The organism is Pauljensenia sp. UMB10120 (assembly GCF_030212035.1).
GTDB classification, from domain to species: Bacteria; Actinomycetota; Actinomycetes; order Actinomycetales; family Actinomycetaceae; genus Pauljensenia; species Pauljensenia radingae_A.
In genome coordinates this window covers 27,882-41,877 of record NZ_JASODH010000004.1, presented here as the reverse complement: position 1 = coordinate 41,877, position 13,996 = coordinate 27,882, and the positions used below count along the sequence as shown (strand labels likewise).

At 60.0% G+C, this 13,996-nt stretch carries 15 protein-coding genes, 1 tRNA gene and 3 pseudogenes; 15 read left to right on the top strand and 4 right to left on the bottom strand.

All coding sequences use genetic code 11. The features are described 5' to 3' along the window. The first annotated feature begins 84 nt into the window (after nucleotides 1-84). A tRNA-Thr gene (locus QP093_RS04945) sits at nucleotides 85-157 on the top strand. Nucleotides 158-248: 91 nt separating this feature from the next. Here the strand turns inward: QP093_RS04945 and QP093_RS10040 are convergent. Further along, nucleotides 249-431, bottom strand: a pseudogene (locus QP093_RS10040) (helix-turn-helix domain-containing protein); the annotation flags it as partial. Nucleotides 432-572: 141 nt separating this feature from the next. Between QP093_RS10040 and QP093_RS10035 the strand changes: the two are divergent. From QP093_RS10035 to QP093_RS04930, 6 genes and pseudogenes are all read left to right on the top strand, one after another. Further along, nucleotides 573-827 carry a helix-turn-helix domain-containing protein gene (locus QP093_RS10035; protein WP_350309969.1) on the top strand — a complete coding sequence of 85 codons (255 nt, stop codon included), beginning with the start codon at nucleotides 573-575 and terminating at the stop codon, nucleotides 825-827. A 252-nt stretch (nucleotides 828-1,079) separates the two neighbouring features. Further along, nucleotides 1,080-1,364: a hypothetical protein gene (locus QP093_RS04940; protein WP_285015207.1), complete on the top strand. Its 285-nt coding sequence runs from the start codon at nucleotides 1,080-1,082 to the stop codon at nucleotides 1,362-1,364. Beyond that, a pseudogene (locus QP093_RS10030) lies at nucleotides 1,331-1,552 on the top strand (helix-turn-helix domain-containing protein); the annotation flags it as partial. The gene QP093_RS04940 and the pseudogene QP093_RS10030, both read left to right, overlap by 34 nt. Before the next feature lie 357 nt (nucleotides 1,553-1,909). Then, complete coding sequence (locus QP093_RS04935) at nucleotides 1,910-2,419, top strand: hypothetical protein (protein WP_285015205.1); 510 nt, start codon at nucleotides 1,910-1,912, stop codon at nucleotides 2,417-2,419. Then, nucleotides 2,416-2,631, top strand: a pseudogene (locus tag QP093_RS10105) (MarR family transcriptional regulator); the annotation flags it as partial. The gene QP093_RS04935 and the pseudogene QP093_RS10105, both read left to right, overlap by 4 nt. 468 nt (nucleotides 2,632-3,099) lie before the next feature. Continuing rightward, nucleotides 3,100-3,474 carry a hypothetical protein gene (locus QP093_RS04930; RefSeq protein WP_285015202.1) on the top strand — a complete coding sequence of 125 codons (375 nt, stop codon included), beginning with the start codon at nucleotides 3,100-3,102 and terminating at the stop codon, nucleotides 3,472-3,474. Between the two features lie 68 nt (nucleotides 3,475-3,542). Here QP093_RS04930 and QP093_RS04925 read toward each other — a convergent pair whose 3' ends face one another. Continuing rightward, nucleotides 3,543-3,815, bottom strand: coding sequence for a hypothetical protein (locus QP093_RS04925; protein WP_285015200.1), 273 nt, complete (start codon nucleotides 3,813-3,815; stop codon nucleotides 3,543-3,545). 18 nt (nucleotides 3,816-3,833) lie between these two features. Next, nucleotides 3,834-4,832 carry a hypothetical protein gene (locus QP093_RS04920; RefSeq protein ID WP_285015198.1) on the bottom strand — a complete coding sequence of 333 codons (999 nt, stop codon included), beginning with the start codon at nucleotides 4,830-4,832 and terminating at the stop codon, nucleotides 3,834-3,836. A 66-nt stretch (nucleotides 4,833-4,898) separates the two neighbouring features. On the opposite strand from QP093_RS04920, the gene QP093_RS04915 reads away from it, so the two are divergent. The 8 genes from QP093_RS04915 to QP093_RS04880 are packed head-to-tail and all read left to right on the top strand — an operon-like array spanning nucleotide 4,899 to nucleotide 13,563. Continuing rightward, nucleotides 4,899-5,468 (top strand): DUF6668 family protein, encoded by a 570-nt coding sequence (locus QP093_RS04915; protein ID WP_285015196.1) that lies wholly within the window; start codon nucleotides 4,899-4,901, stop codon nucleotides 5,466-5,468. Then, entirely contained in the window at nucleotides 5,469-5,777 is a 309-nt protein-coding gene (locus QP093_RS04910) for a hypothetical protein (protein WP_058237697.1), read from the top strand. It begins immediately after the preceding gene. Continuing rightward, the gene (locus QP093_RS04905; protein WP_285015192.1) at nucleotides 5,777-6,547 is read left to right on the top strand and encodes a DUF8175 domain-containg protein; all 771 of its coding nucleotides are present in this window, start codon (nucleotides 5,777-5,779) and stop codon (nucleotides 6,545-6,547) included. The genes QP093_RS04910 and QP093_RS04905 overlap by 1 nt, the downstream gene beginning before the upstream one ends. Beyond that, nucleotides 6,548-7,834, top strand: a complete 1,287-nt coding sequence (locus tag QP093_RS04900; RefSeq protein ID WP_285015189.1) for a collagen-like triple helix repeat-containing protein — start codon at nucleotides 6,548-6,550, stop codon at nucleotides 7,832-7,834. It begins immediately after the preceding gene. Then, the gene (locus QP093_RS04895) at nucleotides 7,815-9,302 is read left to right on the top strand and encodes an SCO6880 family protein (protein WP_285015494.1); all 1,488 of its coding nucleotides are present in this window, start codon (nucleotides 7,815-7,817) and stop codon (nucleotides 9,300-9,302) included. Before QP093_RS04900 ends, QP093_RS04895 begins: the two co-directional genes overlap by 20 nt. A 2-nt stretch (nucleotides 9,303-9,304) precedes the next feature. Then, complete coding sequence (locus QP093_RS04890) at nucleotides 9,305-10,783, top strand: putative type IV secretion/conjugal transfer ATPase (protein ID WP_285015187.1); 1,479 nt, start codon at nucleotides 9,305-9,307, stop codon at nucleotides 10,781-10,783. Beyond that, nucleotides 10,780-12,489, top strand: a complete 1,710-nt coding sequence (locus QP093_RS04885) for a type IV secretory system conjugative DNA transfer family protein (protein ID WP_285015185.1) — start codon at nucleotides 10,780-10,782, stop codon at nucleotides 12,487-12,489. Before QP093_RS04890 ends, QP093_RS04885 begins: the two co-directional genes overlap by 4 nt. 27 nt (nucleotides 12,490-12,516) lie before the next feature. Continuing rightward, nucleotides 12,517-13,563, top strand: coding sequence for a hypothetical protein (locus QP093_RS04880; RefSeq protein ID WP_285015183.1), 1,047 nt, complete (start codon nucleotides 12,517-12,519; stop codon nucleotides 13,561-13,563). A 25-nt stretch (nucleotides 13,564-13,588) separates the two neighbouring features. On the opposite strand, the gene QP093_RS04875 is transcribed toward QP093_RS04880, so the two are convergent. Then, on the bottom strand, nucleotides 13,589-13,972 hold the full coding sequence (locus QP093_RS04875) for a DUF4913 domain-containing protein (RefSeq protein ID WP_285015180.1): 384 nt from the start codon (nucleotides 13,970-13,972) through the stop codon (nucleotides 13,589-13,591). Nucleotides 13,973-13,996: the final 24 nt, after the last annotated feature.

The following is a 13,996-nucleotide window of genomic DNA, read 5'->3' as shown; positions in this document are numbered from 1 at the left end:
GGCGTGGGTAGTCGGCTACAGTAAACGTCGTTGCCTATCAATTGATGCGCGTGGCGGAGCCGCGTAGCGCTGATAGGGAAGGCGGCCACCTTAGCTCAGTCGGCAGAGCGATTCACTCGTAATGAATAGGTCGTGGGTTCGATTCCCACAGGTGGCTCTGAGCTAGCCCCCGCGAGAGCGGGGGTTTTCGCGTATCCGGGGACGAACGGGGCGGGTATCCAGCCACCCTCACGGTCAGGAGTCGGCACCAAGTCGTTTAGCTCAACTTGGAAGAAATTAGCAACGGTTAGAAGCTCTTGCAGGCTCCATCCCACATCTCCCCGTAGTTTTCGCGTCACAGTTGAGCGTGACAGTCCGAGTAGCTGAGCGAGGTTCACGGCGTACATCCTGTGTGCAAAAAGGTGTTGGTTAATGGAGATACCAACAGCCATGTCTGCTGTCATGCGCTCCAAGCGAGGCGCTTTCTCGTTTCGTTCCATGTGTAAATCATAGCAATAAGTGCAGAAAATGCAACAGTGATTCTTGACAGCACTGAATGCGCGTGTAAAGATGGCGCGCAGGAGGTGCAGAAAATGCAACAACCAACAATCATTGACGCATTCGAGGCGGCGCGAATTCTCGAAGTTTCCCCAGATACGGTGCGTCGATGGGCAAGAAATGGCGATGTTAAGCATGTACGGCTTCCTTCGGGTCGCCTCCGTTTTGAGGAGGGTGATATTAGATCCTTGCTCCAGCCGGTATTAGCTCGCAATGATGATCTGCCTTTGCCGAAAGATCGGGTGCTGCCTTGTCGTTCTGCGTCTGGCGGTGGGTCTGGTGAGTGCTGAGGCTGTTCAGTGGGCTTGGCGGGTCAGTTGTGGCCGGTTGAGTGACAAGCTTGTTCTTCTGCGTTTGGCGTGGAAAGCGGATGACGGTGGGGTTGTTCGTGTTGATCCGGCTTTGGTGTCGGGTGTGACGGGTTTGAGTGTGGCGCGTGTTGAGGCGTGCTTGTCGTCTTTGGAGCGTGCGGGTCTTATTGAGGCGCGTCGTTGGTCGGATTCGGGTTGCTGGTCGGCTCGCTTGCTGTTAGGGGGCGCGTTGTGAGTGTCGAAGCGATTGAGTGGGCGTTTGGTTTAACCGACGGTATTGATGTGCTCGAAAAGATGGTCTTGTTGTCTTTGGCTGATGATGCTGGCGATGACGGCTGGGTGTTGCTGCGCTCGCTAGAGCGTCCAGCTCGCCGGTCGCGTTCAAGTGTTCATGATGTGAAAGGTGCTTTGATCCATCTTCAACAGCTTGGGCTTATCAAGATGGATGACTCGGATACTGAAGCGGAGCGCTTTCCCATGTTGTGCCAGGTGATGGTGGGAGGTGGCAAGCTGTGAGTTTCAGAGCTGTTGCGTGGGCGTTTGATCGGATTAAGGGTCTTGGTCAGGGTGAGAAGCTGGTGTTGTTGGCGTTGGCGGAGTTCGCTAACGATGAGGATGAGACGTGGCGTTCGCGTGAGGAGATTGCTCGGCGTGCGGAGTGTTCTTTACGGAGTGTGGCGTCGCACTTAAAGACGCTGGATGAGTATGGGCTCATTTCACGTGTTCCGCGTTATTCGTGGTGTGGGGATCAGTCGGGTGCGTGTGCAGATAAGTCAGCGCATAAGCATCGGTCGGGCACGACGTATCGTCTGCATTTGGATGTGGAGGGTAATTTTGCTGAGTCCACAGATGCAAATCTTGCACATGTGGACTTTTCGTTGGAATGTAGCGGTTGTGGCCACACACGCAAATCTTGCACATGTGGAGACGATAGGGGTTCCACAGATGCAAATCCGGGTAGTCCACAGATGCAACAGGTTGCACCCATATGTACATATAACCCCCAACTAAACCACCAAACCAAACCTAACCAAACCGAACCTACGCGCGAGGAAGCGCCTGTGGCGCGCGAGGGTGAGTTTTTTGGTTCGGTTGGGTCTGGTGTGGATGCTGAGATTGATTCCCTGTTGGGGGTGGCGGATGCGGAGTTGATCGCGGAGTGTCTGCCGCCGCCCTTGAGGGTGTTGGATCCTTCTGGCGCTGCCAGGGTGGTCGAGTTGTTGCGTGAGCGGTTGGCTGTGGGGTGGCGTCCGGGGGAGATTCGGCGGGTGATGGATCAGCCGGTGCCTGGTGATGTGGGCCGGTTGTCGGCGTTGGTGGCGTATCGGTTGGAGCATAATGTTGCGCCTTTGATGGCGCCTGCGCGCCTTCAGCGTGTGGCGTCGGATGCGGAAGCTTCGCGTCGGCGGCGTGCTGTTGAGGCGTTGGAGCGGGATGCTGCTGAGGATGTTGACCCGGTGTGGTCTCGCGTGTGGGATGAGGTCACTGCTGAGTGTGTGGGGGTGTCGCGGGTTGTGCAGGTGCGTGAGGCGCAGAAGCGGTATGACCGTTTGGTTGGTGATCAGGCGTGACGTCGTGGTTGGTGTGGGCGCGTGGCGTGGGAGGTCTTACTGCGTCGCAGTCGTTGGTGTTGTTTGAGCTGGCTCGTCTTGCGGATGCTCGTGGTGTGGTGATTTGCGCTGTGGAGTATCTGGTGGAGTGTACGGGTGTTTCTCGCCGGTCGGTGTTTCGCTCGTTGGCGGGTTTGGAGTCGCGCGGGGTTTTGTCACGCCAGATGCGGTATGTGCAGGGTCGTAAGGCGGCTTCGCGGTTGGTGTTGCATTGGATGGCGGGGGTGAGTGATTCGCCTGTCCAGGGCGAGTTGTGTCCTGGTCAGGATGGGTGCGAGTCTGATGCGTGTGTGGGTGTTGTGCCGTTGTCGATGTCTGATAATGAGGGGTTGCGGCGTGTGGTGGTGGAGGCGGCTTCTGATGGGTGGGTAGGTGGTGCGGCGCAGTGCTTGGCGGTGACGGTGCAGGAGGTGGCCTCGCGCCAGTTCTCAAATGCGATTTCTCGGGGTGTGCAGTTTTCTCGGATGTCGTGGTCTGAGTCGGTGGCTGATACGTGTGGGATCGCGTGGGAGGTGCTGATGACGTGTGCCTCGCAGGTGGTGGAGGCGTCGCGGCCGTGGGCGATGTGGACGACGATTGTGAATAGGCGGTGTTTTGCTCGTGATAAGTGTGCTGGTGTGGAGGAGGCGGTGGAGCCGTCAATGATGCCTGAGGCTGGGGTGCGTCCCGGCCAGGGCGATACGGGTGATGCGTGGGTGTGTGTCGATGATTTTGAGGGCCCGCTGGCTCGTATGGTGACGGCGCTGATAGAGGCGGGAATGACCGAGACGTTGGCGTGGGCGGGAACTCGCCGTATAGCTGAGCTTGCGGTGGGTGATAGTAGCAGGCGGCATCGAATGGCGAGTGTGGATCCACGGTTGGGTGATTTGGGTGTGAGTGGTGAGGCTGCGCGCGCGTGGATGACTATGTTGGTGGGTTCGCGGCGTGGTGTCAAAGGCAGCCTGTTGCAGGCTGATGATGAGGCGCTGATGATAGCTGCTCGCGAGGTGGTGGAAGCCTTGAATCTGGCGGCATAGCAGGAAGGTGAGGTGGATCACAAGTTGGGTTTGGGGGCATGGTGCCAGTTTGGCACCATGCTTTTTTGTTAGAGGGGTTTGAACTCGTTATAGATTTGTTCGAGTACTTCTTCGTAGTTGGTGTCTTGCCCGACCTCGACGGTGTTGGTGTTGACGGTGATGGTGATGCGGTAGAAGATTCTGATTGTCTTGGGGTTTAAGTTGAGTTCCTGAGCGATGTTGATGCCTTCGGCTTTGGCTGTCGTGTAGTCGTGGGCAATGAAGTATCTGCTTCCTGCTTCGTCGGGGGTTTGTCCGTCGAAGGTGACGATGTATTCGTTGTGGCGTTCGAGTTGTTGCATGGCAGTGGTGGTGTCTCCTTAGTAGATGGTGATGGTGCCGGTATTGACGAGGCCGTCGCAGCTTGTGGTCCATGATTGTGTGCCGAGTGGGATTCCGGTGAGGATGGCGGTGGCTGTTCCTGGTATGGGTGTGCTGGCGTTGGCTGCTTGTCCTGCGATGCTGATGGTGCAGGTGATGTATCCGCTTCCTGAAACTGTGATCGAAAAGGTGGCAGCGCCGCTGCTTCCAGTGGTGACTGAGGTGTTCATTGAGGTGACGCCTGTGGGTGCTGGCTCTGGTGCCGGCTCTGGTGCTGGTGATGTTGGTGGTTCGAGCGTCTGCGGTGCCGGCTCGGATGCGGGTGTGGGCTCGGGATCTGGTTCTGGTTCTGTGTGTGGCGTCGTGGCTGCGGCTGGTTCAGGCTTTGGCGGAGTGGTTGGTGTGGATTGTGGTGTGCGCTGCTTGTCTTGAGCTTTCTCGGCTGGGTTTTCGGGTGCGGTGGATTGCGCGCTTTGAGTGGTAGTGGGTGTGTCGGTGTGGATCAGGGTTTTGCCAGTTTGGTGCGTGCTGTTGATGACGATTGCGGCGGTGGCGATGATGAGGAGGAGGATGAGTGGTGCGGTGAGGATGAGGCGTGTCCGGTGTTTCCTGCTGTGCGGGTGTGAGCGTGTCGGTGTGGGCGCGTGCTCGGGGGTTTGGTTGTGGTGTGTGGCTGCTTCGTTATCGCTTGGGTTGCTGGGGTTTATGGTTTTGCTGGTATTGCTGGCGTTTCCGGTATTGCTGGTTGTCGGCTCGGGTGTGTCATGGGTTTGGATGTGTCCGTCTGGGTGCACGCTCATGTAGTACGTGCCTTCTGGGCCTGTTGCGGTGACGGGTAGGGCGCGGTTGTAGTGTTTGGCTTGTGCCAGGGCAATGTTCATTGCGTCGTGGTGTAGGTGTTGGCTGGGTTGTAGGCGGGCAATTGTGATGCCTGCTGAGGTGACGGTGGCGGTGCCGTCAGCGTTTTGGGTGATGGTGATGGGTGGCCAGCTGGTCATTGCGTGTCTTTCATTGTCTTGATGGTGTGTGCGCATTGTCTACGTATTACGTAGAAGGGAGCGCACATGAGAAATCCTTGGGCTGGCTCGGGTGGAGAATACTCCTCGGACTACGGCGACCGCGCGGCGGTGTCTGAGCCTGTCCGGCCGCCTGTGTGGAAGCCGGGCGCGCAGGTGGTGGCGGCTGGCGGCTTGCCGATTGCGTTTGCTGGCGGGTATTGCCCGTTGTGGGTGGTCGGCGCGCACGGCGGCGCGGGGGCGACGTCGTGGGCCCGCTTGTTGGGCGCGGGTGATGCTGGTGTGTCGTGGCCTGATCCGAGTAGGTCAACGCGCGTAGTCGTGGTGGCTCGTACTCATTTTGCTGGGCTGAGGGCCGCGCAGGACGCGGGGATCCAGTGGGCGTCTGGCCAGGTTGGGCGTGTGGAGCTGGTTGGTTTGATTTTGGCGGCGGATGCGCCTGGTCGCAGTCCGAAAGAGCTTGCCCCGTTTCGTCAGCGTGTTGCTGGCGCGTTTCCGCGCGTGTGGCTGGTGGGCTTCCAGAGTGCGTGGCGTACCGGTTTCGCGTGGGACGTTCCGCTTTCGAGGGATGTTCGCAAGGTTTTGAAAGATATGTCGTTGATTGGAAAGGACGAGTAAATGAGTCTTGTTGCGAGTGGTGTTGGCGTTGTTGAGTCCGTGGTGGGGCGCGCGGGGCTGATTTGGATGGATTTGAATCCGACGCCGGTTGCGCCTCCAGGTGTGGAGGCGCGCGTGCAGACGGTGCTGAATTGGGTGATGTGGATTGCCGGCGCGTCTGTGATTGTCGGTTTTATTGTCGGCGGAATCATGCTTGCGGTGTCGAATGAGCGTGGGATGGGTAATGAGAACGTGCGCAGGATCGGCTATGTGATTATGGGTGCAATTGTTATTGCGGCTGCGGCGGCTCTGGCGAAGGCATTGCTGTAATGGCTGAGGAAAAGAGCACGAACATTCTTGCCCGCCCAGCCTTTATTGTTTCGGGGCTGCTGGTAGTTGCGTTGCTGGTGGGCTTGGGTTTTCTGGTGGTCACACGGGATGCTGTGCCTGTTAGTGGTGAGAATGCCGCCTCCCCTTCCTCGGGCGCTTCGGGCGCTGGTGCAGGTAAACAAAGCGGTGGTGAGTCGCCTGATGAGGCCACTGCTGGCGGCGCTGGTGCGTCTGATTCGGTGTGCGGCTTGTCGTCTTTGGAGCGTGCGGTTCCTGAGCAGGCGTTGCCGTCGGTACCTGTACAAGTGGGAGAGCGGATCACAGTGCCGAGCATTAACGGGTATGGGCCTGGCATGGCGGATGGGATTTCGCGGTGCTTCGCTCATAGTCCGGCGGGCGCGATTTTGGCGTCAGCCAATTTCCTGTCGTGGTTTTCGTCGAAGGAGCGTCTTGATGAGGTGGTTCCTGCCCTGATGGCTGCCGGGCCGGATCGTGATCGGCTTGAAGCACAGATTAAGGCCGAATGGCAAGGTGAGACGGGCTCCGCGTTGAGCATTCACGGGTTCCGGTATGAGGATCGTGGTCCAGACGCGGCGATGGTGGTGTTGGCTGTGTCGTCGGTGTCGGTTCCTGACACGCTTGTGGCGTGGCCCGTGGTGTTGGTGTGGCAGGACGGTGATTGGAAGGTGCAGGCTCCATCTACTGACTCGTGGGGTGAGCGCGTTATTGACTCACTTGCATTGGAGGGGTTCGTGGAGTGGAGTGCGTAAATGTGCCAGTTTTGGGAACTGTCATGCAAGATCGGTGAGGTCGCTTCTGAGGCGACGCACAACATTATCGCAGAATGGGCGTACAACATCATTCAGGATGTGTCTGCCACGTTGCTGAAGGTCGGCACGGTGTGGACGGGTGTGGGTACCCCCAGGCTTGGGGGTGCTGACTCGGCAGTGGGCTTCGTACACTCCACCACTCACATACTTGTGGTGGCGCTGGCAGTCGCATCGCTGTTCGTGGCTGGCATCCATTTGGCGCTGTCCAGGCGCGGTGAAACAGCGATGAGCGTGCTACAGGGACTCTTGGCGCTGGCTGTGGTCTCTGGTGCATCTGTCGGTGTTGGACAGTTGCTGGTGGATGCGTCAGATGCGTTTTCCACGTGGGTGATCGGCTTGGCGATTGATGGCGATGCGGGCAAGTTTGGCTCGAAAATCTTGTCAGTGACGAGTGTGACGGGCAGCTTGGGGCTGACGGTGCTGATCGTGGGTGGCTTGGGCGCGCTGGTCGCGAACTTGGTCCAGATAGGCCTGATGTTTATTCGGTCAGCAATGCTGATCCTACTGGTGGGAATTATGCCGCTGGCAGCTGGCGCCTACTCGACGAAGTGGGGGCGGGGCTGGCTGTGGAAAATCGTGGCATGGTTTTTCGCGTTCCTGATGTTTAAGCCGGCCGCTTCCATCATTTACGCGGTGGCTATCAAGCTGGTGCAAGGCGATTCCTGGGTTTTGGCGAGTGGTGAGGACTTGACGAGTTTCGTCATGGGCGTTGTCATGCTGATCCTGGCAGTGTTGTCGCTGCCCGCCCTGGTGACCTTTATGGTGCCGGCCACTGAGGCGCTCAGTGCCGGTGGCGGTGGCGCTGCTGGTGCGGGAGCAGTGCTGGCGACGGGTGCAATGACTGTGGCCCGCGTGGGTGCTGCGACGGCCAGTGGAGGAGCCACAGCGGCAGCGGGTGCTGGTGCGGGCGCTAGCGGTGCTAGTGGTGCCGCGTCGAGTGCGGGTGCAGGTGGAGCTTCTGGTGTTGGTGCTGGTGGTGGTGCGCGCTCGATGGGTGCGGGTAGTGCTGGTAGCGCCGGTGGTGGCGCTGGCAGTGCGACGGGGGCCGCGTCGAGTGGAGCCTCTCAGAGGTCGAACAGTTCTCATCAAAGCGGCCCGTCAGGTGCTAATGGCGCGTCGGGCCGTGATGGGAGTTCCGGTCCGAGCGGTGCGCCTGGGCGTGAAGGCGTGGACAGTGATATGGGCGGCTTCAGTCCTACTGGTGGTGATGTTCAAAATGAGCGCTGAGGCGGTCAAGGTTCGAACGTATGGCAATTGGCGTATCCCGCGCCGCGCGGGCTTCGGAAAGATGGGGTTTGGCGAATCGATCTTTGGACTCGTCGGCCTGGCTGTCGTGAGCGTAGTGGCCATGTCGAAGGGCGTGGTGATCGCGTTGGCGGTCGCAGTCGTGTGGGCTGGTCTCGTGCTGCTGATGGTGACCCGCGATGTGCATGGGGTGTCTGTGGCAGAAAGGATGAATCAAAGGATGCGTTTTGGCAGGGCGGCGCGCAGGAAGTCGAATATTCACGCAACGGGCGGGATAGCACCGGATGCGACGCAGGGCATGTGCGAGTTGCCTGGCATGTTGCACGCGTCGCGGTTGAGTGAGCATCGTGATTCCTATGAGAGGCCTTTTGGGCTGATCGAGCACGGGGATGGGACGCTGAGCGTAGTGATGAGCGTGGCGCCTGAAGGTGGTGCTTTGACCGACCAGGACACGATTGACCGTCAGGTGGCGCTGTGGGGAATGTGGCTGGGGGACCTGGGCGGACAGATGGGGGTTGCTCAGGCAAGCGTGTGTGTTGAGACGATCCCTGATAGTGGGGATCGGCTGCGCCGTGAGGTAGGCTCTCGCATCAGCCAGGATGCTCCACTGGTTGCGCGACAGATGCTTCAGCGCATTGTCGATGAGTATGGGCAGGGCGCGGCACGTGTGCGCGTGTGGATTACGATCACGTTTGACCCTTCCAAGATGGGCTCGTCGAAGAAGCGGGCGCAGGCGGTGTCGCGTATTTCCTCTGATCTGCCTGGGCTGACTCAGACGCTGATGGGAACGGGCGCAGGCGGTGTGCATGTGCTGACCGCGCGTGAGGTATGTCAGCTCACGCGCGTGGCGTATGATCCGGCGTCGGAGGTCTTGTTTGAACAGGCCGCTAGCGCGGGCGAAGAAGTCGCGTTGGTGTGGGAAGATGCGGGCCCTATTCGTGCTGTGGCCGAGTGGGACTACTACCGCCATGATTCCGGTTTGTCACGCACGTGGGTGATGAGTCGCCCTGCACGCGGCTATGTGCAGTCGGGCGTTTTGCGACGAATTTTGGAGCCTTCACGTGATGTGGAGCGTAAGCGGGTGACGATCATTTATCGACCGGTTGACGCGGCAAAGGCTCCAGCTGCGGCCGATGCGGACGTGAACAGGGCTGCGGCTCGTGTGGAGAATACTCCTCGTCCCACAGCGACCGCGCGACGTGAGCTGCGCGCGGCACAACAGGTGGCTGATGAGGAGGCAGCTGGTGCGGGATTGCTGGATTTTGCACTGATTATCACTGCTACGACGAGTACGGATGAGCTGGACGACACCTCAAGCGCGGTCACTGCGTTGGCATCATCGTCGCGCCTGCTGGTGCGACCGGCATACGGCGCTCAGGACAGCGCGTTTGCCCTGGGCCTGCCGCTGGGGCTTCGGCCTGCTTCTCAAGGGCTGTCGGGCGGGTGGTAGTGATGGGTGGATTTGTCACCGACTTGCTGGCGGCCTTGTTTGGAGGTGTCAGCGCGACGGCGAGCAAGGGAGGCCGTGGGAGCGGATGGCCGGCTAATGGGCCGTTGATCCAGCCGTGGAGGGCGACCTCAAAACAGGTGTGCGGACTGTTCCCGTTTATTGTCGGGTCAAATACGGCGTTGGTGGGAGCACCATTGGGGCGCGCGCTGCGCGGTGGCGGCGCGGTGTGTGCTGATGAGATTAGCTGGTTTGAGCGCGGGCTTATTTCCGCACCCTCAGCAATGGTGCTCGGCTTAAACGGCTTGGGCAAGTCGTCTTTGGTGCGCAGGATGATTACTGCATCTGCTGGGTTTGGCGTGCACACAATGGTGCTGGGCGACATCAAGCCCGATTACGTGGCGCTGATCGAGGCTTTGGGCGGCCAGGTGATCAGCATTGAGCATGGCGGTGCCGGGATCAATCCGCTGGATGCGGGCAACGTGTCGGAGGCCGTTGCACTGCTGGAGGCAGCGGGTAAGTGGGAGGATCGTGACAAGCTGGTTGCGGCGGCTCATGAACGCAAAAAAGACATGGTGTGCTCGCTGATTCATATCATTCGGCGCACCCCGCCATCTGATCGTGAAGAAACCATTGTGGATGAGGCAATCAGAATCCTGGAGACATATGAGCGGCCCGTGGTACTGGCTGATCTACTCGAAGTGGTGCGCCAGGCGCCTGCAGCGCTTCGTGCAGCCGCGCTGGATCGTGGGGACCTTGATCATTATCGCGCGGTAACTGAAAGCCTGGAAGCATCCCTGATGGCGCTGGTGTCGGGCCGTTTCGGCGCTCTTTTCGCGGTGGAGACCACGACGCCGATGATGATGGACCGATGCGTGGTTTTCGACGTGAGCGCGTTTAAGGAAGCCTCAGAGGACCTGCAGGCAGCCTTGTTGCTGGCGTGCTGGTCGTATGGGTTCGCCACGGTCGAGATAGCTCAGACGCTGGCGGATGCGGGCGTGGCCCCACGTCGGCGCTACAAGATCGTCATGGATGAACTGTGGCGTATTCTGCGTGCCTCATCGGGACTGGTGGAGCGGATTGACTCGCTGACTCGCCTGAACCGCACGATCGGTGTGGGGCAGGTCATGATCACGCACTCGATGGCCGATTTCAACGCTCTGGCATCGCCTGCCGACCGGCTGAAAGCGGCAGGTTTTGTCGAGCGGTCAAAAATGCTGTTCCTTGGCGGCATGCCTGCGCGTGAAATGAGCTTGCTGGAGGGCGTGTTTTCCCTGACAGAAAAGGAAAAGGACATGCTCACGTCGTGGAACGCGCCTGGCACCTACGACCCGACCACGGGGCGTGACGCTCCGCCGCTGGGAATGGGCAAGTTCCTGCTCAAGACGTCTAACGCGCCTGGCACTCCCTTCCAGGTGCGCTTCGTAGGCGGTGAGGCCGCACTGTCAGATACGAATCAGCGGTGGGCCAGGAGAGCCCAATGAGTGTTCGAGACGATGCGGATACGTGGGAGCCGTCCACTCTCCTCATGGTGGTCGTGACCGTCATGGTGATCGCCGGCAGCGTGCCGCTCATCGTGGGTGTGCACGTGTGGGCGTGGGCGCGTGGCGTGGCGGATGTGTCGTGGAATCCGTTCACACTCGTGCTTGATTTGGCGGGCGGCCGAGTGGATCCCACGGGGGAGGTGTATTGGTGGATTGCGGTGGTGACGCTGATCCTTGTGGTGGTGAGTGGCCTAGTGGTCCTGGCAGGTGTGCGCAGACACCGCCAGTCGCGTCGAGGTGATGAGGCCGCGCAGTACGCGGGACGCGGCCGTGACATTGAGCCGATCACATTGAAGGCTGTTGCAGCCAAAGCTCAGCGCCTGGGCGTGCAGGGTGCGGCTGGATTGCCTGTAGGCCGCACCGTGGCAGCGGATGCGGCCGTGTTGTCCTCGTTTGAAGATGTGTGCATCACGATTGCCGGTCCCCGCACGGGCAAGACAACAGCCTGGGTGGTGCCGCGTATCCTAGCTGCGCCTGGAGCAGTTGTGGCCACCTCGAACAAGCGTGACATTGTGGATGAAACACGCTCCAGGCGTGAAGCGGCTACGGGCGAGCGGTCATGGGTGTTCGACCCGCAAAATCTCGCAGACACACGCCAGTCGTGGTGGTGGAATCCCTTGTCGTATGTGACTGACTATGTGCAGGCGAGCGCGCTGGCTGACATGTTCCTGTCGGCTGAGGACGTGTCGAACAAGGATGGAACCGACATGTGGGATCGATGGGCGTGCCAGTTGATCTCTCCGATGCTGCTGGCTGCCGCTCTGGCGGGCCGGCCACTGACAGCCTTGCAGCCGTGGCTTGCTGATCAGACGAACGATGAGGCAGTGCTGCTGCTGCGCAGCATGGCTGAGGAGTTCGCAGACCCAGATACCCGTGATGACGTGCGTAAGGCCGCAACGAGCCTGGAGGGGTTTATGGGCATGCCTGTTGAGACGCGTGGCAGCGTGTATGGCGGGGCATTGCGCATCATGCACTTTCTGAATAACACGAAGCTGATGCGGTGGGTGACCCCATCGGAGGGCTTACCCGAGTTCAATGCGGCCGAGTTCGTCAGGACGCGGCAGACACTGTACTGCCTGTCTCAAGAAGGGCGCGGCAGTGCCACTCAGATAGTGACCCCGCTCACTGTGACTGTAGTGGAAGCGGCCACAGCCCATGCAAGTACGCAGCCGCGCGGCAGGCTGGCCACTCCCATGCTGATTGAGCTCGATGAGGCGGCGAACGTGTGCCGGTGGGGTGAACTGCCCAATCAGTACTCGCACCTGGGATCGCGTGGAGTATGCGTGGACACGGTATTGCAGTCGTGGAGCCAGGGCGAACGAGTGTGGGGCGAAAAGGGAATGAAGGCATTGTGGTCGGCGGCGAACGTCAAGATGTATGGCGGCGGTGTATCTGAGCCTGAGTTCTTGCGCAGCATATCGGAGCTGATTGGTGTGCATTATGTGGACTCCACACAGGTGTCCAGGTCAAGCCAGGGCCACTCGTATTCGACATCAAAGGCGTCCCAGCAGCGCCCTATCGCCACGGTGTCGGACCTGCAGGCCCTACCGCAGGGGCGGGCATGGGTGTTTGCGTCGGGGGCTGTGCCCACCCTTGTGCAATTGGTTCCCTTTTGGGAGCAGCCTGGTTTTCAAACAGTGAAATAGCAGTGTAAGCGTAGAAAGGCGCATGTGATGGCAGATCAGGTGGTTAATGAGACGAGTGCGGAGATGGCGCGTGCCTGGCGGGTGGCGCTGGCGGTAGGCAGATTCATGGCAATGCGTCGCGAGCAGGCCCTGCGCGCGGCCCAGAAGTCTTCCACCTACCACGAGCAAGCGTTGCGCAGGGCGATTAGGCAAGAGCGTGCCCTGGCTGAAAAGGTGTATTCGGAGGCGCTCACGTCACACTGGTGGGACAGTGCATCACGCGATGAAGCTGTCTACGTGTACGGCGTGGCGAAAAGGTTTAGCGACATTGACCCGCAGGCGGGGCTGGCCGCGCGAAGGTGTGAGCGTGAGGCGAAAGAGCGGTGGGGAATTGAGGTCACCGCTCCAATGAGGGACGTGGAGGATATTCCACGGGTCGAACAGGCCCTGAAGGTGGCGCCTGTCCTCGATAGCGAAGATGTGGAGGACGTCAGGCCCGTTGTCCAGGACGTGCTGTACCGCGCTTATGAGCAGCTGGCTGGCAGTGAACGTCGCGAGGAAATTCTCCACTACGTGCACGAGCAAAAAGACAGTGCACCGCAGTGGCTGAACGATATGTGGAAACATGACCTGGCGGCATGGCTCGGTGACAGTGAGCAGGTGGATGCGCGTATTCGTGCGATCTATCCCGATATTAAGGCCGCTCAGGCCGAGCAGGCTCAGGCTGAAAGGGCACTGGGCCGTGCGCGCGAGAATGCGAGCATCGAGACTCGTGAAGCATCTGAAGCCTTGGAAACAGACAAGCAAGGCAGTGTGAGCCCTGGCGGTGAAAACACAGTGAAGGAAGTAAGCGAGGCAAGGCACGCCGGCCACAGCGAGCAAGCCGCGTGGGACACACTGCAGGCGCGTCAGGCTCACGCTCAGGCGCTGCTGGATAAGGGTGCGGATCCGCAGTCGGTGCGGGCAGCCATCACGGCCGACAAGGGCCTGCACACCCCTGTCAGGCAAGCGATGAGCACCGTCGCCAGAACATCCACACGTCGCGCCACCCCGCGAGCTCAGAAATCGGCGCGCGTGCAGACCCGGCACATGTGATCCAGGCGTCGGCTGCCCCCTATGGCTAGTTACGCGGGGCGAAAATCTCTGGGTCGGCTGGATCGCAGGGCAGCTGCCCATCAGGGTGATATCGCAGGTCGCGGTGACCACCCGTGACGCTGCATCCCTTGAATGGCCCGTCATTTTCAAACAGGACGTTCATGATTGGATCAGCATACGAGACCAGCCACTGTGCCGATGCCATCGGCCCATCGTTTACTCGCATGTATTCCCATGACAGCCAGAGGGCCTGCAGACGGTATACCGCTTCGGCGTGTTTCCACCACTGGGGGCACCACGTCAGCCGTCCCGTTGGCAGGAACCGGTCATAGATTCGTGCCAGGAGATCCTCCACGAAGGCGTCAAGCGTGGGATACAAGAGTTCTGAAGATGCGTTTTCGTCGTCCATGCTCACAACGTGGGCCGTGCGCAC